Origin of the sequence: Micromonospora sp. NPDC006431, assembly GCF_042870725.1 — a bacterium.
Lineage (GTDB): Bacteria > Actinomycetota > Actinomycetes > Mycobacteriales > Micromonosporaceae > Micromonospora.
This window is the reverse complement of record NZ_JBIAHQ010000052.1, coordinates 1-17,394: the sequence shown is the minus strand read 5'-3', so window position 1 is coordinate 17,394 and position 17,394 is coordinate 1. Positions and strand designations below refer to the sequence as shown.

17 protein-coding genes and 1 pseudogene are annotated in these 17,394 nt (G+C 69.0%); 8 read left to right on the top strand and 10 right to left on the bottom strand.

Annotation, left to right across the window (positions count from 1 at the left end; translation table 11 throughout):
- Positions 1 to 187: 187 nt before the first annotated feature.
- Complete coding sequence (locus ACFYM6_RS35500) at positions 188 to 673, bottom strand: hypothetical protein (protein WP_387281850.1); 486 nt, start codon at positions 671 to 673, stop codon at positions 188 to 190.
- 837 nt (positions 674 to 1,510) lie between these two features.
- The gene (locus ACFYM6_RS35495; protein ID WP_387281849.1) at positions 1,511 to 2,080 is read right to left on the bottom strand and encodes a dihydrofolate reductase family protein; all 570 of its coding nucleotides are present in this window, start codon (positions 2,078 to 2,080) and stop codon (positions 1,511 to 1,513) included.
- Between the two features lie 356 nt (positions 2,081 to 2,436).
- Here ACFYM6_RS35495 and ACFYM6_RS35490 point away from each other — a divergent pair, with 356 nt between their 5' ends.
- Together ACFYM6_RS35490 and ACFYM6_RS35485 are read left to right on the top strand one after the other, a co-directional pair.
- Complete coding sequence (locus ACFYM6_RS35490) at positions 2,437 to 3,192, top strand: transposase (protein ID WP_387281848.1); 756 nt, start codon at positions 2,437 to 2,439, stop codon at positions 3,190 to 3,192.
- A gap of 60 nt (positions 3,193 to 3,252) precedes the next feature.
- The gene (locus tag ACFYM6_RS35485; RefSeq protein ID WP_387281847.1) at positions 3,253 to 4,041 is read left to right on the top strand and encodes a transposase; all 789 of its coding nucleotides are present in this window, start codon (positions 3,253 to 3,255) and stop codon (positions 4,039 to 4,041) included.
- Between the two features lie 197 nt (positions 4,042 to 4,238).
- On the opposite strand, the pseudogene ACFYM6_RS35480 reads toward ACFYM6_RS35485, so the two are convergent.
- From ACFYM6_RS35480 to ACFYM6_RS35465, 4 genes and pseudogenes are all read right to left on the bottom strand, one after another.
- Positions 4,239 to 5,132 (bottom strand): annotated as a pseudogene (locus ACFYM6_RS35480) (IS5 family transposase).
- A gap of 129 nt (positions 5,133 to 5,261) precedes the next feature.
- The gene (locus tag ACFYM6_RS35475; protein WP_387281852.1) at positions 5,262 to 6,887 is read right to left on the bottom strand and encodes a dolichyl-phosphate-mannose--protein mannosyltransferase; all 1,626 of its coding nucleotides are present in this window, start codon (positions 6,885 to 6,887) and stop codon (positions 5,262 to 5,264) included.
- Between the two features lie 138 nt (positions 6,888 to 7,025).
- On the bottom strand, positions 7,026 to 7,481 hold the full coding sequence (locus tag ACFYM6_RS35470; protein WP_387281846.1) for a DUF5990 family protein: 456 nt from the start codon (positions 7,479 to 7,481) through the stop codon (positions 7,026 to 7,028).
- Between the two features lie 97 nt (positions 7,482 to 7,578).
- Positions 7,579 to 8,175: a GNAT family N-acetyltransferase gene (locus ACFYM6_RS35465; protein ID WP_387281845.1), complete on the bottom strand. Its 597-nt coding sequence runs from the start codon at positions 8,173 to 8,175 to the stop codon at positions 7,579 to 7,581.
- A gap of 96 nt (positions 8,176 to 8,271) precedes the next feature.
- Here ACFYM6_RS35465 and ACFYM6_RS35460 point away from each other — a divergent pair, with 96 nt between their 5' ends.
- Together ACFYM6_RS35460 and ACFYM6_RS35455 are read left to right on the top strand one after the other, a co-directional pair.
- Positions 8,272 to 8,400 carry a hypothetical protein gene (locus tag ACFYM6_RS35460; protein ID WP_387281844.1) on the top strand — a complete coding sequence of 43 codons (129 nt, stop codon included), beginning with the start codon at positions 8,272 to 8,274 and terminating at the stop codon, positions 8,398 to 8,400.
- 136 nt (positions 8,401 to 8,536) lie between these two features.
- Positions 8,537 to 9,742 (top strand): DUF418 domain-containing protein, encoded by a 1,206-nt coding sequence (locus ACFYM6_RS35455; RefSeq protein WP_387281843.1) that lies wholly within the window; start codon positions 8,537 to 8,539, stop codon positions 9,740 to 9,742.
- Between the two features lie 321 nt (positions 9,743 to 10,063).
- Here ACFYM6_RS35455 and ACFYM6_RS35450 read toward each other — a convergent pair whose 3' ends face one another.
- Positions 10,064 to 10,933, bottom strand: a complete 870-nt coding sequence (locus ACFYM6_RS35450; protein ID WP_387281842.1) for a class I SAM-dependent methyltransferase — start codon at positions 10,931 to 10,933, stop codon at positions 10,064 to 10,066.
- Positions 10,911 to 11,435: a hypothetical protein gene (locus tag ACFYM6_RS35445; protein ID WP_387281841.1), complete on the bottom strand. Its 525-nt coding sequence runs from the start codon at positions 11,433 to 11,435 to the stop codon at positions 10,911 to 10,913. Before ACFYM6_RS35445 ends, ACFYM6_RS35450 begins: the two co-directional genes overlap by 23 nt.
- A 179-nt stretch (positions 11,436 to 11,614) precedes the next feature.
- On the opposite strand from ACFYM6_RS35445, the gene ACFYM6_RS35440 reads away from it, so the two are divergent.
- Positions 11,615 to 12,259 (top strand): TetR/AcrR family transcriptional regulator, encoded by a 645-nt coding sequence (locus ACFYM6_RS35440; protein WP_387281840.1) that lies wholly within the window; start codon positions 11,615 to 11,617, stop codon positions 12,257 to 12,259.
- Positions 12,260 to 12,371: 112 nt separating this feature from the next.
- On the opposite strand, the gene ACFYM6_RS35435 is transcribed toward ACFYM6_RS35440, so the two are convergent.
- Complete coding sequence (locus ACFYM6_RS35435) at positions 12,372 to 13,034, bottom strand: response regulator (RefSeq protein ID WP_387281851.1); 663 nt, start codon at positions 13,032 to 13,034, stop codon at positions 12,372 to 12,374.
- A 35-nt stretch (positions 13,035 to 13,069) separates the two neighbouring features.
- Positions 13,070 to 14,314, bottom strand: a complete 1,245-nt coding sequence (locus ACFYM6_RS35430; protein WP_387281839.1) for a sensor histidine kinase — start codon at positions 14,312 to 14,314, stop codon at positions 13,070 to 13,072.
- 223 nt (positions 14,315 to 14,537) lie between these two features.
- On the opposite strand from ACFYM6_RS35430, the gene ACFYM6_RS35425 reads away from it, so the two are divergent.
- The 3 genes from ACFYM6_RS35425 to ACFYM6_RS35415 are packed head-to-tail and all read left to right on the top strand — an operon-like array spanning position 14,538 to position 17,243.
- Entirely contained in the window at positions 14,538 to 14,945 is a 408-nt protein-coding gene (locus tag ACFYM6_RS35425) for a DUF6220 domain-containing protein (RefSeq protein ID WP_387281838.1), read from the top strand.
- Positions 14,942 to 16,939, top strand: coding sequence for a multicopper oxidase family protein (locus ACFYM6_RS35420; RefSeq protein ID WP_387281837.1), 1,998 nt, complete (start codon positions 14,942 to 14,944; stop codon positions 16,937 to 16,939). The genes ACFYM6_RS35425 and ACFYM6_RS35420 overlap by 4 nt, the downstream gene beginning before the upstream one ends.
- A complete protein-coding gene (locus ACFYM6_RS35415; RefSeq protein ID WP_387281836.1) occupies positions 16,929 to 17,243 on the top strand; it encodes a hypothetical protein in 315 nt (104 codons plus the stop codon). The genes ACFYM6_RS35420 and ACFYM6_RS35415 overlap by 11 nt, the downstream gene beginning before the upstream one ends.
- Positions 17,244 to 17,394 lie beyond the last annotated feature (151 nt).

Sequence of the window (17,394 nt, the reverse complement as noted above, 5' to 3'; positions counted from 1 at the left end):
ATCACAAGTTTCCCTTGCAGGGCAGGCACTTCCGCTCATCTACACGCCGACGAACAGCACATCCCGGCGATCACCATGAATCACCCAGGCTAGGGCGACCACGGCTGGATCAAGTTGACCAGATGCCAGCCATGCCCACCGCGAGTCGTGGTCACCATTCACACCGGACGTCCTGACGATCGCCCGCTCAGCCGGAGAACTTGAACAACCAGTAGATGGGGTAATCGGAATTGCTCTTACGGACACCACCGTAGACGTTCGTCACGTAGTCTTCCGCCCAGTCAAAGTTGCACTTGGCCCACGTACCGCCTCCGTGGGGGTTACGGCAATACCGCCAAGCCACACCCGCGCCGGCATCGATTCGCGCAAGTCCCGAATGGCCGTCTACCCTGCCATCCCTCACATAGACGATGTCGCCGTGTTCTACGACGCAGACAGCCGTGAGGTAGGTTTCGTCCGTCCCGCACTGGTCCGCGACCGTAGGCTCGCCTACCTGGACTCCAGTCTGGCACCTAACGCCGTAATCAGTGCAGTGGTCGAGGTAGTTCTCGTCGGCCCAGCTCGGTGACTGCAAGCCGAAAACGGCGGTGCTGACGGCAACGGTGCCCACTGCGACACGAGATACGGCTCTGCGTCCGGGGGTGGACGGGGTGAACCAGTTTTTCACGGACATGGTGCTCCTTACTCTTACTACTCCAGCCCGGCCCTTATGGCCAGGCAGCGAACTCCAAGGGGAAGCCGGCCCTCTCTCGGCGTCCCTATTGGACATGCCCAGATTCAACGCACAGCGATATTTGAATTCGTCAAGATGCGCCGTCAGCCTGGTTGTCCTTGACGTAGAGGTAGCCACCGTCGCATTTGACGCAGACGGACGTGTGGTGCGGGTCCGCGGACGCCGTGTCGCATTCGCCTTCCGCGTTTCCGACCTCGACGCCGGCCTGGCAACGCACAAACACGTACAGTCAGTTCAGAGCCGTCGTCATTGTCTCAAGGACTGCATCCTCGCTGAATCTGGTTCAAGCTTTCATCGGACAGGGAGCACGTTATGACGCGGCATCCTCTCGGGCCAACCGTGCACGATGCTCAAGTTCCTCTGCGGACCGTGCACGGTGCCCACTCACGGTGCGACAGGCGCGGACAACAGCAACTGCACCTGCTCGCTGTCGGCCGCTGTTCCTGAGCCGGCCTCCGGTGGGTCGGCGGCGCGCCGCGTGGATCAGGTGCGGCGTCGTCCGGGAGCGGTCAGCGTGCAGCGGCGCCAGGGCCGACCGTGGACGGGTCGGCCCTGGCGGGCTGTGCCGGCGGACTGGGCATAAGGCTTCCGCCGACGGTGCATCCGGTTATCTAGTGCCAAGTCAGGCAACGCTTGCCCTGTCCGCTACCGGCACCTCGGGGCGATGTCCCCTGTCGATATGTCCGCGCGTTCGGGGGCACGGCCAGCGCGGGGCAACGCGACCCCGAGCCGTCGTTCCGTCGCGAGGCAGCGACCAACGTGCCAGGACAAATCACGTCAAGCCGGAGCTCGCGTGGCTCGGTATCGCAGGGCGATCGCCCCCGACCGGAACGCATGGCGGTCCACGAACTCGAGCTGGATGCGCTCGCGCAGACCGGCGAGCAACGTCGGCCCGTGTCCGGCAAGGACCGGCTGCACAAGGAACTCGTACTCGTCGATCAGTCCCAGATCTGCCAACGCCAGGGGGAGCGTCACGCCGCCCACCCACAGGCCCTCGCCTGGCTCCTGCTTGAGCCGCTGAACCGCTTGCCCCAAGTCGCCTCGCACCAGCTCGGCATTCCAATCGACCCCGCTCAGCGTGCTCGACACGACGTACTTCTTCGCCCGGTCGATGGTCTCGGCGAACGGGATCTGCCACTCATTCATCCAGTCAGGCCACGTGCCCGTGGCCGGCTTCCGCCACGCCGACTCCATCATCTCGTAGGTCACCCGGCCGAACAGCAGGGCATCGGCTCGTTCCATCTCAGCGGTCCAGTGGCGCATCGACTCCTCGTCCGGCGGGAGCCCTGCCTCGTGATGGCAGCAGCCGTCGAGCGTGACGTTGATCGAGTATCGAAGTGGTCTCATCTCGTTGCTCTCCCTTGATGCGCGCCCCCGCGTTCACCGGTCCATATTTAGACGACTGCCGACGCCATTTCTCATCGGCGCCCCGATCGCACCTACTCAACACCGTCGTGATGCGAACCAGACCGCAGACCGAGCGCGCGACCGATTCGGCGCTCGGGGCGTTCAGGTTCGCAACCGGACGGCGCCCATAACGCTCGACTTCGATGCACGGTGCCACGCCGCCCTACCGCCGGCTCAGGGTCAACGACGAACGTCGCAAACGTTGCCTGACGCGGCACTAGGTGACTGGTGTTAAACGATGGCTGCCGCCGGTGTGGCGGCCATCGTTTTCTATCTATTTCAGGTAGTTTGCTGGTGTGGCGTTGGGTGTGGCTTCACAGCAGTTGGACCTGCTGGATCCGGTGAGCCGATTCTGCGGCGAGACGTTGCCTGCGAACTCGATCTTCGCGTTTCTGCACGAGCATCGGGAGGCCCTGTTCCCGGACGGTTTGTTCACCGACCTGTTCGCGGCGGTGGGTCGCCGGTCGGTGCCGCCGTCGGTGGTGGCCACCGTGATGGTGCTGCAACGCCTCGAGGGGCTGTCGGACCGGGAGGCGGTGGACCGGTTCACGTTCGACGCCCGCTGGCGTTACGCCGCCGGAGTGGGCGGCTGGGACGGTGCGGGCCGGGTGGGGTTCGCCCACACAGTGCTGGTCGACATGCGGGAACGGCTGCGCCGTTCGGACCGCCCGGACCGGATCTTCGAGGTGGCGTTGGACGCCGCTCGGTCCGCGGGGCTGGTGGGCCGGCGGCGGGTCCTGGACTCCACGCCCCTGTATGACGCGGTCGCGACGATGGACACGATCACGCTGATCCGCTCAGCGATCCGGGGTCTGCTCGCCGCCGCCGACGGTGAACTGATCACGCGGTTGCGGGCCGTGCTGTCCAGCGGTGACGACTACAGCAGCACCGGCAAGCCGGTCATCGACTGGGACGACAAGACCGCCCGCGACGCCCTCGTCGACTCCCGCGCCCGCGACGGCTACGCCCTGCTCGCCGCCCTCAACGGGCTCACCGACCTGCCCGAGCCGGTCGTTCAGGCGATGCGGCTGCTGGCCACCGTCCTCGGCTAGGACCTGGAGGCCGGCGACGACGGGACGCTGCGGATCGCCCGGAAAGTCGCCCCGGATCGGGTGATCTCCACCGTCGATCCCGAGGCCCGGCACGGGCACAAGACCAGCCACCGCGGCTTCGACGGCTACAAGGGCCACATCGCCGTCGACCCGGACGTCGAGGTCATCACCGCGACCGCGGTCACCGCCGGCAACGTCGGGGACGTTGAACCGGTCGCCGGGCTCATCGCCGACCTCACCGACCCGACCGCCGCCACCGACCCCGCCGGCGGCACCGCCACGGTCTACGGCGACGCGGCCTACGGCGCCGGCGAGGTCCTGCAGCATCTCGACGGCGCCGGGATCGACGCCAAGACCAAGGTCCAGTCACCCGTCGCGCCTACCGGGAAGTTCACCAAGGACCGCTTCGAGGTCAACCTCCGCGACGCCACGGTGACCTGCCCCAACGGCATCACCATCGCGATCCGGCCGGTCAAAGGCAACGCCCGCCACGCGGGCAAAGCCAACTTCGGCACCGCCTGCGCCACCTGCCCCGTACGCGGGCAGTGCACCGACTCCAAGACCGGCCGCAGCATCACCATCGGCCACCATGAGGCCCGCCTCACCGCCGCCCGGACCCGCCAAACCGACCCCGCCTGGCAGGGCGACTACCGCGCCACCCGACCGAAGGTCGAACGGAAGATCGCCCACCTCATGCGCCGACGTCACGGCGGACGACGCGCCCGCATGCGCGGCCGGCACCGCATCGCCACCGACTTCACCCTCCTCGCCGCCGCCGTGAACCTCGCCCGACTCGCCACCCTCGGCCTCACCCACACCCTCCAAGGCTGGGCCCTCAACCCCGCCTGAGGACCACAGTCCCCGGCTGACCCCACCCGGCAAACGTTCTGAAGGGCCTGCATCGCCGCCCCAGCAACGGTTTCAGCACCCGAAACCCTCGAACCAGCACACCGAACCGACACCACCCACGCGATAACGGCGGTCGACCGGGACCCGGTCAACCCCCGTTTAACACCAGCTACCTAGGCCGTGTTTCATAGCTCGGGTCAGAGCCATTCGTTGATCGCGGCGACGTGGAGTGTGGCCTGGTAGCGCACGGCGAGCTTGTCGAACCTGGTGGCCATGGCTCGATGGCGTTTGAGTTGGTTGATGCCGCACTCGACGGCGTGACGCTGCTGGTAGATGTGGGCGTCGAAGGTCGGCGGCCGGCCACCCTTGGACCCCTTCTTACGCCGGGTGGCGGCCTGATCGATCTTGATGGGGATCGTGGCCGGGATGCCGCGTCGGCGTAGGTGCTCACGGTTGACGCGGGAGCTGTATGCCTTGTCCGCGAGGACCCGGTCGGGTCGAGTGCGGGGGCGGCCGCCGTCGGGCCGGGGGACCCGGATGCGGGCCAGGACCCGGGTGAACTGCGGGCTGTCATGGCACTGCCCGCCGGTCAGCAGCATCGACAGCGGCTTGCGGCCCTGCTCGCAGGCCAGGTGCAGCTTCGTGGTCCAGCCACCCCGCGACCGGCCGAGAGCATGATCAGCCGGCTCGTCCTCGACCCCACCCGGTGGTTCCTTCTACAGCTCGGGCTGCGTGCGGGCGCCGGCGGCGTGTTGATGTGCCCGGGCGATGGTCGAGTCGACGCTGACGTCCCAGGTGATCAGACCGGCGGCGTCGGCGCGGGTCTGCAGCCCGGTGATGATCCGTTGCCACACTCCGGCGCGTTGCCAATGGCGGAACAGCCCGTAGACCGTCTGCCAGGGCCCGTAACACTCCGGCACGTCCCGCCAGGGCGAGCCCACCCGCACCCGCCACCGGGTCCCGTCGATGAGCTGCCTTTTACTCCACTTCAGCGGTCGTCCTGGCTTCGTTCCCCTCGGCAGCAGCGGTTCCAGCGCCGCCCACTGCACGTCGGTCAGGTCGAACCGCCTCGTCACCGGTATGGTGGCCACGAGGTCTCCGTGCTGATGGTCTGTCTTGGTCGATGAACCATCTACCGGAGACCTCACCGCGTATCGATCACCGACACGCCGAGATCCCTGGCCGGGGCTGACTGGGCAACCCCAGCAATGAAACACGGCCTAGATCCAGCGGTTGCCCAACCACATCCGGGCGGCCCAGTCGGTGTACGGCAGAACCTTGCCGACGTAGATCGGATAGAAGTACGCGAAGCAAGCCGCAACCAGTAGCACGTAGGCCGCTGCGACGATGACGCCGATCGGACGCCGGTCAGGTCCGGACGGCGCGTTGCCGGTGGCAGCCGATGGGCGAGGCGGAGTCATGACCATGCCGAGGACGTAGACGACGGCGAGGACCAGGAACGGCTCCGCGGGAAGGGCGTAGAAATAGAACATCGTCCGGTGGTCGGCGACGGCGAAGTAGAACCAGGGCAGCAGTCCGGCGAGGATGCCGAGCCAGATGGGGCCGACCCGCCAGTCCCGTCGCGCGATGCCGAACCAGGTCAGTGCGCCCAGCGCCGGGATGAACGACCACCACAGCAGCGGCGTCCCCAACAGCAGGACCTCCCTTGTGGGGGCTGACCCGGCGCATGGTTCGCCGCCACACCACCAGTCGAACGCGACCGGTCGCCCGAGCAGCAGCCACTGCCACGGCCAGGACTGGTAGCGATGCGCCTTCTCCAGCGTGGTGTGGAACCGTAACGCCTCCACGTGGTAGTGCCAGAGGTTCTGCAGCGCGCCCACGATCGGCAACTCGTCGTGGCCGGCGTCGCGCAACCAGTGCCGGAAGTGTCCCCCGTCGGTTGACAACCAGCCCGACCAGCTCGCCAGGTACACGACGAGGAGAAGCGTGCCGCCGATCGCCAGCCAGCCGATCTCTCTGACCAGAGCGTCCCGCCACGGGCGGCGTACGCCCGCGGAGCGGCGTGCCTGCATCTCCCAGTAGAGCATCAGCGCGGCGAAGGCGAGCACGTACCAGATGCCGCTCCACTTGACCGCGCACGCGCAGCCGAGCAGAACGAAGGTGGCCAGGCGCCACCACGGCACCGCGAACGGCAGGCGGCCGGCCGGCCCCGGGACGGCCGGGTCGAGGCCGGCTTCGAGCGCCGTCAGCCAGCGCCGTCGGCGGGCGTCGCGGTCGAGGAGCAGAGTGCCGAACGCCGCGAGGATGAAGAACATCAGAAAGATGTCGAGCAGCGCCACCCGGGACAGCACCAGGTGCATGCCGTCCAGCGCCATCAGCAGACCCGCCGCGCAGCCCAGCACGGTGGACCGGAACATCCGCCGCGCCACGCGTACGAGGATGAGCACCGACAGGGTGCCGACGACCGCGGCGGAGACGCGCCAACCCGTCTCGTTGTAGCCGAACACCAGCTCACCGAGCCCGATCATCCACTTCCCGAGTGGCGGGTGGACGACGTTTGCGGCGACGTTGTTCTTCTCGTCCCACTCGAAGCCGCGCAGCAGCAGGTGGTGTGCCTCGGTGGCGTAGTAGAGCTCGTCGAAGATCTTGCCCTTTGGGCTGCTCAGGTTAAGCAGACGCGGCACGGCGGCAATGGCGACGATCAGCGCGGTGGCCAGCCAGGACCAGAGGTCACCGCCCGCGTCGAACGGTGACAGCCGACGCCGGACGACTTCCGGGACTGCTCGGCGGACGTCACTGGCAGAACTCGCGACGTTCGACCCGCCTGCGGCGGCCGCCTCGCCACCGAGCGGCGCACCTCTTCGGTACGTACCAGCCACCGCCATCACCGGCAGATCGTAGGCCAACGAGCGCCGCTGTGGCTGGCACCTGTGACCGGCACAAGCCATCCTCCGATTCGGTCAAGCGGCGATGCTACCCCCGAAAAGCTACCGAGGTGGTCAACACCCAATTGACGGTCTCTCTTAGGTGGCGGACCACGTGACCTTCGGAGGTCGGACGGCGGCACAGAGCGGGTGGCCTTTGGCGTCGGTGAGCCCCAGCCTCGCGATCAGCCTGCCGCCGGAGATCGCGGCATGCGCGGTGGAGTTCTCAACACCGTCAATCCATAGCTTGGCCCGTCGGAACATCGTGAACGTGCCGGTGCGATCGACCTCGCCCCACGACAGGTAGATGAAGCGCCGACCGGGGCCGCCTTGAATGTAGGGCCCGCGCACGTCGAGGCCGCCTTTTGTAACGGTCGCGGCAGTGCAATCCAGGTCCCACCTCACTGCCGCAGCGTCGCCCGGCTGCAGGTCGAGCCACTGCGTTGGTCGCTCGCGGCGCTGCACGCCGACGTGGATGTTGCGGTAGCCGGGGAAATCGTCGCTGCCGCCGCAATCGCGTCCGGGAAGGTCGTGGCCCTCGATACGGATCCGCATGAGTCCAGCCTAGGCCGCTCCCCCGACGCCGTTGTGTGCCCGTACGGCGGAGCCTGCTGGTGCGACGGGCGTCGATCATTGCTGGTCTGAACCGAAATCAGGTGAGTTGTTCGTCGTCCCGGATGCGGGCGTGCAGGTGCATGTCGTGTCGACCGTCGGAGTGGACGGCGGCGCTCCGCTTCGTGCCCTCCAGACGGAAGCCGGATTTGGCGGCGACCCGGCACGAAGCCCTGTTGAAGGTCGAGTGATCCAACTCCAAGCGGTGGAAGCCTGCCTCGCCAAGGGCCCAGACGCTCATGGCCGTGAGCGCGCGGGAGGCCACGCCTGCGCCGCGGGCGGCCGGGAGTACCCAGTATGCGCATTCAGCGACACCATCATCGAGATCTATTCCGCGCATCGTGATGCGCCCCAGCACCTCACCGCCGCCGTGAGTCACCGCCCAATGCGCACCCTTCTCGTGCGCCCAGTCCTGGCGATACTGGTCGAACCATTCACCGACCTGATCCTCGGATACGGGTTGGCGGGTGTGCCAACGCTGGATCTCGGGGTCGCGATAGGCGGCGAAGAAGACTGGGACGTCGGTCGCCTCCCAGGGCCGCAGCAGCAGGCCTCCGGTGGCGGCCAGCACGGGTTGTGGGCCGTCGGCGAGGGTACCGGCGGCGATGGCGGGAGGCGTCGAGAGGATTGACGTCATTGCCCATCCTCTTCCGCCGGCCGTCACGCGTGTCAAGCTTCCGAACGGCTGCGCGTTGTTGGCGCGGCGACAAAAGCCGACCTCAACGTACCGCTGTTGACCACCATGGACCTGACCGGTGCCGTGGTCACCGCGGACGCGTTACACACCCAGCGTGAGCCCGCCCGCTGGCTGGTCCAGACCATGCAGGCCGGCCACCAGCTACCTTGCGAGAGCCGCGGGTAGGGCCTGTCCCACCGCTCGGGTAGGGCCTGCACCACCGGCAATCTTCACGCTCACCGGCTGTCACCTAAACAGACCGCTTCATAGGGTCGCAGGAAAGTCGTCGAACACGATTCCTGACCGTTCCGGAGGTGGTCACGTGAATTTCTCCATCGAAGACCCGCCCGTCGGGAATCGAGCGTCGTCCGGGACGCTCTCCCGGATCGTCGACGTCGACGCGTTGCGCGCCGTGGCGCTGCTCCTCATCCTGGTCGTCAACATCGCCTTCTTCGCCTCCGGCTATTCCTTCCATCTGGTTCCGGATCCCGCGCACGACTCGTGGGGCGACCAGGCGGTCCGGTGGCTGGTCGAGCTGCTTTTCACGATGAAGGCGTACCTGCTCTTCTCCTTTCTCTTCGGCTACAGCTTCACGCTCCAGCTCGATTCCGCGGCGCGGCGCGGCGTCGACCTCGCCCCACGGTTCCGGCGACGGCTGGCCGGGCTCTTCGTGCTCGGCATCCTGCACGCGGTGCTGCTGTTCCAGGGCGACATCCTGACCACGTACGCATTGCTCGGTCTGGTCCTGCTCGCCATGCGGGGAGTCGGCGTCGGGACCGCGCTGCGCGCCGCCGTACTGCTGACCGGCGGGATCGGCTTCATCCTCGCGCTCGCCGCCACGGGCGGGACCCAGCTGGTCACCGATCCGGCGACGGCACTCGCGGCGGGGCAGCGGTCCACCGAGGCACTCCAGGGCGGGATCGGCTCGGTGGTCACCGAGCACGTACGCCAGCTGCCGGCGATGTTCGGCACGCTCCTCGTGCAGGGGCCGCTCGCCCTCTCGGCCTTCCTCTTCGGTTACGCGGCCGGGCGGCGCCGGCTACTCACCGACGTCGTCGGGAACCGGCAGCTCCTGCGCCGGGTGCAGCAGCTGGGCTATCCGGTCGGCCTGGCCGGTGCGGTGATCTTCGCATCGGGCGGGGGCAGCGCCAACGTGGCCGGGCTGACGGTGGGCGTGCTCACCGCGCCGCTGCTCGCGGCCGCGTACGCCGCCACCCTGCTCCAGTTCTTCCAGACCGACCGGGGGCGGCGGGTGGTCGCCGTACTGGCGCCGGCCGGACGGATGTCCCTGTCGAACTACCTGGGTCAGTCGCTGCTCTGCGTGCTGGTCTTCACCGGCGTCGGGTTGGGCCTCGCCGGTGCCGTCGCACCGCCGGTCGTCGTCCTCATCGCGGTCGCGATCTACTGTGTGCAGCTCGCCGCCAGCGCGGCGTGGATGGCCCGGTTCCGGTACGGACCGTTGGAGTGGTTGTTGCGGGCCTGGACCGAGCAGCGGTGGCCACGGCTGCGGGCGGCGGACCCGGCATGACGGGTCCCGGTGGGGCGGCTTGCCGCCGGGCCGCACCCAACCGGGGCCAGCACCGCATCGGGCCGGATTGTACGAGCGCGGGTCACGTCGTTCGGCAGATGAAGATCATGCGAGGGCCGCTGCTCGCGCCAACCCACCCAGGGCGTCGTGGCGGGCCGAGTAGAGCCGATGGCCGGGTGAGAGCAGCGAAGTCGCGCGGACGGACTTGGTTGTCCTCGCCTGGGTGGGGATGCGGCGCGAGCACACCGGGCAGGCCCCTGGCCTGCCGGCAACGCCGGCCCGAGGGGTCGCCGAGCCGCGTCGGCGGCTGGGGCGTTGCGCTCAGCGCACGGGTCGTTGATCATCTGCTTCCATTGCGGCGGTGACGAGCCAGAATGCTCCCGTCAGCTGGACGCCGTCGGGGTGCTCATAGGTGCTCAGCGCGGTGGTGAGCGCGACTCGCGCTCGGGTGGCGGCGTGCCGGTCGCCGTTGTCGAGCAGTGCGCGTGCCGGGCCGGTGCCGAGCACGAGTTGGGTGGCGTTCGCGGCGTCGTTTCCGTAGGTCATGGCTGGGTCGAGGCCGGTGATGGTGATGTCGCGGAAGCCGGCCGTGGTCAGCAGTTCGTCGATGCGTTGGGGGTCGGCCAGGGAGAACATGCTCGGCTCGTACGGCGCCCTCGGGTCGGTGTGCGGGACGCGGCCGACGAGTGCGGTCATGAATACGGTGAACCACTGCTGTTCGTCTACGGCTCGCGCGCAGGTGAACGCCAGGCGCCCGCCGGGTCGCAGCGCGTGCGCGATGTTGGTGAAGGCCGCCACGGGGTCGGTGAAGAAGGTCAGTCCGCCTCGGCTGAGGGCGACATCGAACTCGCCGGGCGGGAACGGGTGCACCTGCACGTCGCCCTGCTCGAACCGGACGTTGGTCGGCCCTTCGCCGGCGGCATGGGCCCGCGCCGTCTGCAGCATCGGGCCGGACAGGTCGACGCCGAGCACGTATCCGTCCCGGGCGCGCCGGGCGGCCAGGCGGGTGGTCTGGCCGTTGCCGCAGCCGAGGTCGAGCACCCGGTCGTCCGGCCTGATCGCGGCCGCCGCCAGGAGCGGTTCGTTGAGCTCTGCGCTGACTGCGTCCCACTGGGCGGCGTGGTCGGCCCAGTGCCTGCCTTCCGGCCCGTTCCACGCCTGCGCCTGCTCAACGTTGACGATCGGCTGCATATGCCACCTCCGAAGCTGCCGCCTGACCGGGCCGCCGCCGGCCCGGCTTGAAGACCCCGAGGCCCACGTTGATCCCGAGGATCAGCAGTGCCACCGCCGGTGCCGCCACCGCCACGACCCGGTCGCCGCGAGGGACGCCCACCGGCGATGACCCGACCGCCGCTGCGGCGGCCGCGTGCCCGAGCCGGGGTACGAGCAAGGCCAGGGCGGCCACGGCGAGCACTGCCGCGAGTGTGAGCTTGACGGTGACCCAGCCGTGCCGCAGTGGCCGCCACGGCCCGGCGGCCGCCAGCGCGAGGCCGGTCAGCACGCTGCCCACGGCCAACGGCGCGACCAGCCACCGGCCGAGGAGGTACGCCGCCGGGTACACCGTGCGTGGATCGGCGTCGCGCAGGCCGGACACCGCCAGCGCCAGAAGTGCCGCGTCGGCGCCCAGTGCACCCACCGTCACGATGATGTGGGCGGCCAGCAGCAGACGACGAGATCGTGGGGACAGGTACATCGGGACGTCTCCCTACCGCTGACCCGGCCGGAGCTGCTGGCCATGGCCGAACACTCGTACGATGTCGAACAGGATGTCCGAGTATGGTCACGGGCAGCGAGCCGGTTCAACGACCAGAACAGGGCCACGATCCGTTACCGGACATCCGCCGACAACTGTTCGGGAAGCGAGGATGCGAGATGCCGGGACAGGACCGCCGGGTACGGCGCAGCCAGCGCCTTCTTCGCGAGGCGCTCGTCGCCCTGATCCCCGAGAAGGGCTACGACCGGATCACTGTGCAGGACATCCTCGACCGCGCCGACGTGGGGCGCTCCACCTTCTACACCCACTACCGCGACAAGGACGACCTGCTGCTGGCCGGCTTCGACGACCTGCGCACCGACCTGCAGCGCGACCTCGACGCCCTCAGCCCCGGCGTGCCACCCCATCCGACCAGCCCGACCGGCGTGATCTTCGCCCACGCGTACCGCCACCGGGACCTCTACCGCGCGCTGTGCGGCCGACGCGGCGGCAGCGTCGTGCAGCGCCACCTGTACCGGCTCGTCAGCGACCTGCTCCGCGACCATCTGCGCCCGCACATCGAGGCCGCCCGCAGCGATCTACCGGTCGACGTCGCCGCCGCGTTCTACACCTCCGCAGCCCTCGGCCTGCTCACCTGGTGGGTCGACCAGGACTTCCGGCCCGGACCCGCCGCCCTCGCCAGCATCTATCAGCGGCTCGCCGCACCCGGCCTGCTCGCCGCCCTCGCCCCGCCGGCACCCGAGCCACCACCCTCGACCGGGAAGCACAGCGGGGCACCCGGCCAGCGCTCGGCACCGGATTGACCGTGCTCAGCTGTACGCACCCTTGTGCCCGTAGCCAGCGAGCGGTTCCGGGTTCCGTGGCGGGAATCCGGTCGGCGAATCGTTGCGGGCTGCGTCGTGGCGCGGTACGCGTTCATGCCATGTTGGGGCTGACCAGTCCGGTCTGGTAGGCGATGACGACCAGTTGCGCGCGGTCGCGCGCACCCAGTTTCGCCATCGCGTGGCTGACATGGGTGCGGGCGGTGGCCGGGCTGAGGAACAACTCGGTGCCGATCTCGTTGTTGCTCAGGCCCTGTCCCACCAGGGCCAGCACTTCGCGCTCGCGCTGGGTCAGCACCGCGAGCCGGTCCTCCGCGGCTTGGGCAGCGCTTCGTTGCGCGGTGAACTGGCCGATGAGGCGTCGGGTGATCCGGGGTGCGAGCAGCGCGTCTCCGGCAGCGACCACCCGGATGGCGTGCAGGAGCTCGGCCGGTCCGGCGTCTTTGAGCAGGAAGCCGCTGGCGCCGGCTTCCAATGCCTCGAAGACGTACTCGTCGGTGTCGTAGGTGGTGAGGATGAGGACTCGGACCTGCTCCAACCCGTGCGTCCCGGTGATCTGGGTGGTGGCTTGAATCCCGTCCAGCTTTGGCATGCGGATGTCCATGAGGACGACGTCGGGGCGGGTGGCGCGGGCCCGCTCGACGGCTTCGGCGCCGTTGGTGGCTTCTCCCACCACCATGATGTCGTCCTCGACGTCGAGCAGGACCTTGAATCCGGACCGGACGAGACCCTCGTCGTCGGCGAGCAGCACCTTGATCGGAGCGTTGGTTGACGGTGACGTGGCTGCTGCGTTCACAGGCGTGACCCGGTCGGCGCGAGGGGCAGCCGGGCCATGACTTCGAACCCTCCGCCCGGAGTCGGCGTTGCCTCGAGTTCTCCGCCCAGCAGTTGGCAGCGTTCGCGCATGCCGAGGATGCCACGGCCGGGCTTGGCCGAGCTGCCGGTGCCGGTCGGCTGTTGGGCCGGTAGGTGTGGGCCGGCGGGGTCGCCGGCTGGGCGGGCGTGGCGCCCCTCATCGGTCACGCGGATCTCCAAGGCGTCGATCCCTGGGTGCAGCGCTACCGTCACCCGGGTCGGGCCGACGTGGCGGATCACGTTGGTGATCGATTCCTGCAGGATTCGGTAGGCGGCGCTGCCCACCGCGCTCGGCAACGGCGCCGCGGGCGAGGTCTGCTCGAGTTTGATGTCGAGTCCGGCATCGCGTGCCTTGGCGGTGAGTTCGTCGATCTGCTCGAGCCCTGGGTACGGCACGCGCCCGTCGGTGTCGTCACGGAGCACCCCGAGGATGGCTCGCATTTCCCGCAGCGCCCGAGAACTGGTCTGTTCGATGGCTTGCAGCGCCTCGCGTGCCACTTCCGGCCTCTTGTCGAGCACGTGCGCGGTGACACCGGACTGGACGTTGATGATCGCTATGGCGTGCGCGACGGTGTCGTGGACCTCGCGCGCGATCCGGAGCCGTTCGGCGTCGACCCGCGCCCGTGCTTCCTCCTCGCGAGTCCGTTCCGCCAGCTCAGCGCGCGCCTGAGCTTCGGCGGCGATGACCCGTCGAGACCGGACGGACTCGCCGAGGGCTGCGCTCATGACCGATGCACCGATCCGGAAGAACACCCAGCCGATGGCGGCGCGGGGCTCGATGTCGGCCGCGGCGACCAGCCACCAGACGGCGAGCACCGTGGTACCCACGCCAGCCACCACCAGCGACCGGCGCCCGTCGCCGTACGCGGTGAGGGTGTACAGGGCGACGAAGAGCCCGAGCCAGCCGGGCCCGTCCGGGAAGTCGAGACCGTAATACACCAAGCTGGCGAGCGCGGTGGTGACAAACACCGGCACCGGCCACCGGCGGCGGACGGCCAGGGCCAGGCCACTCACCATCAGCAGGGCGTATCCGAGGTTTCCGAAGTCGGCGAGCGGGCGCGGTGCCCCCTCGATGGCAACCTTGGCGACCGTGCCCTGCACCTGCATCACGGTGACGAAGAGCGCGAGCGCCACGTCTTGCGCCACCATACGCAAGGGGAACGACACGGCACGTGGTTGCATGCGGTGATCCTACTGTTCTCGCCCACGGACGACGCTCGGCACAGACGCGCGACCTGCTACGCGCACGGGCGTAGTGAGCTACGAGGTCGTCTACGCCCAATTGCGTAGACGCTGCCATCCGCTGTCAGAGGCCACGGCCGCCTCACCGGCGCGACGATCACCGCCATGAGCGATCACCGTCACCCACTTCGAGGAGCGTGCCATGCGTAGATTCTTCGCCGGCGTGGCGGCCCTGCAGATTCTGGCCGTCGTCGCACAGTTCTTCCTGGCTGCCAGCGGTGCTTTCGACACGGCACCCAACGATGAGTCCTTCCAGCCGCACCGCGCGCTGGGCGGCGGAATTGTTCTGATCGCAGTCCTGGTGACCGTCGTCGCCGCGACAGCCCGGATGCCCGGGCGGGTCATCGGGATGAGTGGCCTGGTCGCCGGGCTCGCGGTTGTCCAGTTCGTGATCAAGGGGATCGCCACGGCGGTCGACGGCACCGCCGGCGGGCTCGTCTTCGGCCTGCACGCGGTCAACGGTCTCGCCATCGTGGCAGTGACCGGGATGATCATCCGTCAGGCCAGGCAGCTGTCCAGGCCGGACACCCCGCTGCCCAGGCCGGCCACGCCTGCCCGACAGGCGCCATGACCACGGGAATGTGGATCATCCTGGACCACGTCGTCGCGCTGCTGAGCATCGCCGCGTGGTTCACCGCCGGCGTCACGCTGGCGCTCCGGCGCACCCGGCTGGCGCTCACCGGCCTCGTCGCGGCGGTGCTCGTGACGCTGGTCCGGGTGGGCACCCTGGCGATGCTGGCCGGCCGGGGCTGGTGGTTCGTACAGGAGAAGGTGCTCCTGGGGCTGCCGCTGCTGGGGGCCGCCGGGGCCGTCGCCGTGCTGGTCGCCGGCCCGCAACTGCTCGCGGTAAGACGGGGGCGAGCAGCTGGAGGGTCGGCACGTGGCGTGGTCTCGGTGTTCACCGCGGGTTACGCGGCGCTGGCCGGTCTGGTGGTGACGTTCCTGGTCGGATACCCGCTCACTGTGAGCGCGGCCTTGATCACGATCTCGCTCGTGGGCGCCGGCGCGTTGCTGACTGCGCGAGTGGTCACGGCTCCCGTCGAGGACAGCGCCGATGCGGGCGTCGCGCAGGCGCCGGAGGATCGACGCGCGATCTCGCGCCGCCGGTTTCTCGGCTGGACCGGTGGCGCGGTCGTGGTGACCGCGGCCGGTGCCGGCACGGGGCTGTCGTTCCTCCCCACCGAATCGGTGACCAGGGGCGGCGGTCCGGGACGCTCGTCCCGGGCGGCCGTGTCGGTGGCCGACCTGCGGGGCTCCGGCTCACCGGCACCGGGTGGCACCGTGCGGCGGCAGGTGCTCACCGCGAAGAAGGCCACCGTACGGCTCCCGTCCGGGCGGGAGATCGACGCGTGGACCTACAACGGGGAGGTCCCGGGTCCGGCGATCACCGCGAACCAGGGTGACCTGATCGAGGTGCGGCTGCACAACGCCGACATCGACGACGGCGTGACCCTGCACTGGCACGGCTACGACGTACCGTGCGGCGAGGACGGCGCGCCGGGCGTGACGCAGCTGGCCGTGCGACCCGGTGCGGACTTCGTCTACCGGTTTCGCGCCGACCAGGTGGGCACCTACTGGTACCACACCCATTACGCGTCCCACGTCGGCGTACACAAGGGGCTGTACGGGACCCTCGTCGTGCAGCCGCGCGACGGGCAGCGGGCCGACGAACACTCCACGGCGGAGCAGGTGGACCTGACGCTGCCCGTGCACACCTTCGACGGCACCGTCGTGATCGCCGGCGGAGACGGCCGAACCGAACATTTCGCACCACCCGGTGCACCGGTGCGGCTGCGAGTGATCAACACCGACTCGGATCCGCACCGGATCGTCCTCGCCGGAACCCCGTTCCGGGTGGCGGCCGTCGACGGCCGAGACCTCAACCAGCCCGGTGAGGTCAGCGACGTCGGACTGCACCTGCCCGCGGGCGGGCGGTACGACCTGGTGTTCCTCATGCCGGACACGTCCGTGGCGCTCGTTGTCGACGACGATCGTGACGGCGGGGTGCGCCTGCGCCCGCCTGGCGATGCGCGCGGTGAAGCGCGTGTCGAGGACACGTCCGACCTGCCGGAGCTCGACCTGCTGCGGTACGGGGCTCCGGCCGCCGTGCCCTTCGACAGCCGCAGCGCCGACCGGCACTTCACCATGGTCCTCGATCGCGGAGTGGCGATGGTCGACGGGAAGCCGGCGTTTGCGCAGACCGTCAACGGTCGAGGCCACCCCGCCATCCCCGACCAGCTCGTCGCCGAAGGCGACATCGTCCGGTTCACCGTCGTCAACCGAAGCCTGGAAACGCACCCGTGGCATCTGCACGGCCATCCCGTGCTGATCCTGTCCAGGAACGGGACGCCGTCGACGGGTAGTCCACTGTGGGTGGACACCTTCGACGTCCGGCCGGGCGAGACGTGGGTGGTCGCGTTCCGCGCTACGAATCCGGGAATCTGGATGAACCATTGCCACAACCTGCCGCACGCGCATCAGGGGATGATGCTGCGGCTCCACTACGACGGTGTCACGACGCCATTCGGCGGCTCGCACGGCGGAAGCCCCGGCCATGGCCACTGATTCAGCCCGCGCCGCGGATCGGCCCGCCCGGTGCACGGACGATCTCAAGTCGGACGTCCTGGCCCTGGTGCACCGGCACCACCGGGCCGTCATCGACGCCGAACTGCGTCGGCTGGCCCGTCGAGCCCCGTCCCTCTCCCCTGCCGACCTGGACGTCGTCAACACGGCGCTGGAGAAACTCGCCGAGTCGGCGGTTCTCGCTCCGCTGCGAAACGCGCCACGGGACACCGCGATTCTGCTGACGCGCATTTTCGGCCACCCAGGCAATGAATCAAGGCGATCGAATGCAACGCTCAACGATTAGGAGAAGATGATGACAACCGAGGCTCCCCGTACGGATGGGGCGCTGGCGGGACTAGCCCCAACGCCGTTCAGTTAGGGCGGTGGCTGGTTCGTCAAGGGTCGTCGGTGATGACGTCGATTCTGGTGGTGGCCTTGTAGGTGCGGCGGTCGAT

Excerpts from the sequence above, each read along its gene's own strand:
- ACFYM6_RS35415 (WP_387281836.1), top strand. The coding sequence starts at position 16,929 with ATGGCCACTGATTCAGCCCGCGCCGCGGATCGGCCCGCCCGGTGCACG.
- ACFYM6_RS35475 (WP_387281852.1), bottom strand. The coding sequence starts at position 6,887 with ATGGCGGTGGCTGGTACGTACCGAAGAGGTGCGCCGCTCGGTGGCGAG.
- ACFYM6_RS35465 (WP_387281845.1), bottom strand. The coding sequence starts at position 8,175 with ATGACGTCAATCCTCTCGACGCCTCCCGCCATCGCCGCCGGTACCCTC.
- ACFYM6_RS35440 (WP_387281840.1), top strand. The coding sequence starts at position 11,615 with ATGCCGGGACAGGACCGCCGGGTACGGCGCAGCCAGCGCCTTCTTCGC.
- ACFYM6_RS35445 (WP_387281841.1), bottom strand. The coding sequence starts at position 11,435 with ATGTACCTGTCCCCACGATCTCGTCGTCTGCTGCTGGCCGCCCACATC.
- ACFYM6_RS35500 (WP_387281850.1), bottom strand. The coding sequence starts at position 673 with ATGTCCGTGAAAAACTGGTTCACCCCGTCCACCCCCGGACGCAGAGCC.
- ACFYM6_RS35495 (WP_387281849.1), bottom strand. The coding sequence starts at position 2,080 with ATGAGACCACTTCGATACTCGATCAACGTCACGCTCGACGGCTGCTGC.
- ACFYM6_RS35450 (WP_387281842.1), bottom strand. The coding sequence starts at position 10,933 with ATGCAGCCGATCGTCAACGTTGAGCAGGCGCAGGCGTGGAACGGGCCG.
- ACFYM6_RS35470 (WP_387281846.1), bottom strand. The coding sequence starts at position 7,481 with ATGCGGATCCGTATCGAGGGCCACGACCTTCCCGGACGCGATTGCGGC.
- ACFYM6_RS35420 (WP_387281837.1), top strand. The coding sequence starts at position 14,942 with ATGACCACGGGAATGTGGATCATCCTGGACCACGTCGTCGCGCTGCTG.
- ACFYM6_RS35430 (WP_387281839.1), bottom strand. The coding sequence starts at position 14,314 with ATGCAACCACGTGCCGTGTCGTTCCCCTTGCGTATGGTGGCGCAAGAC.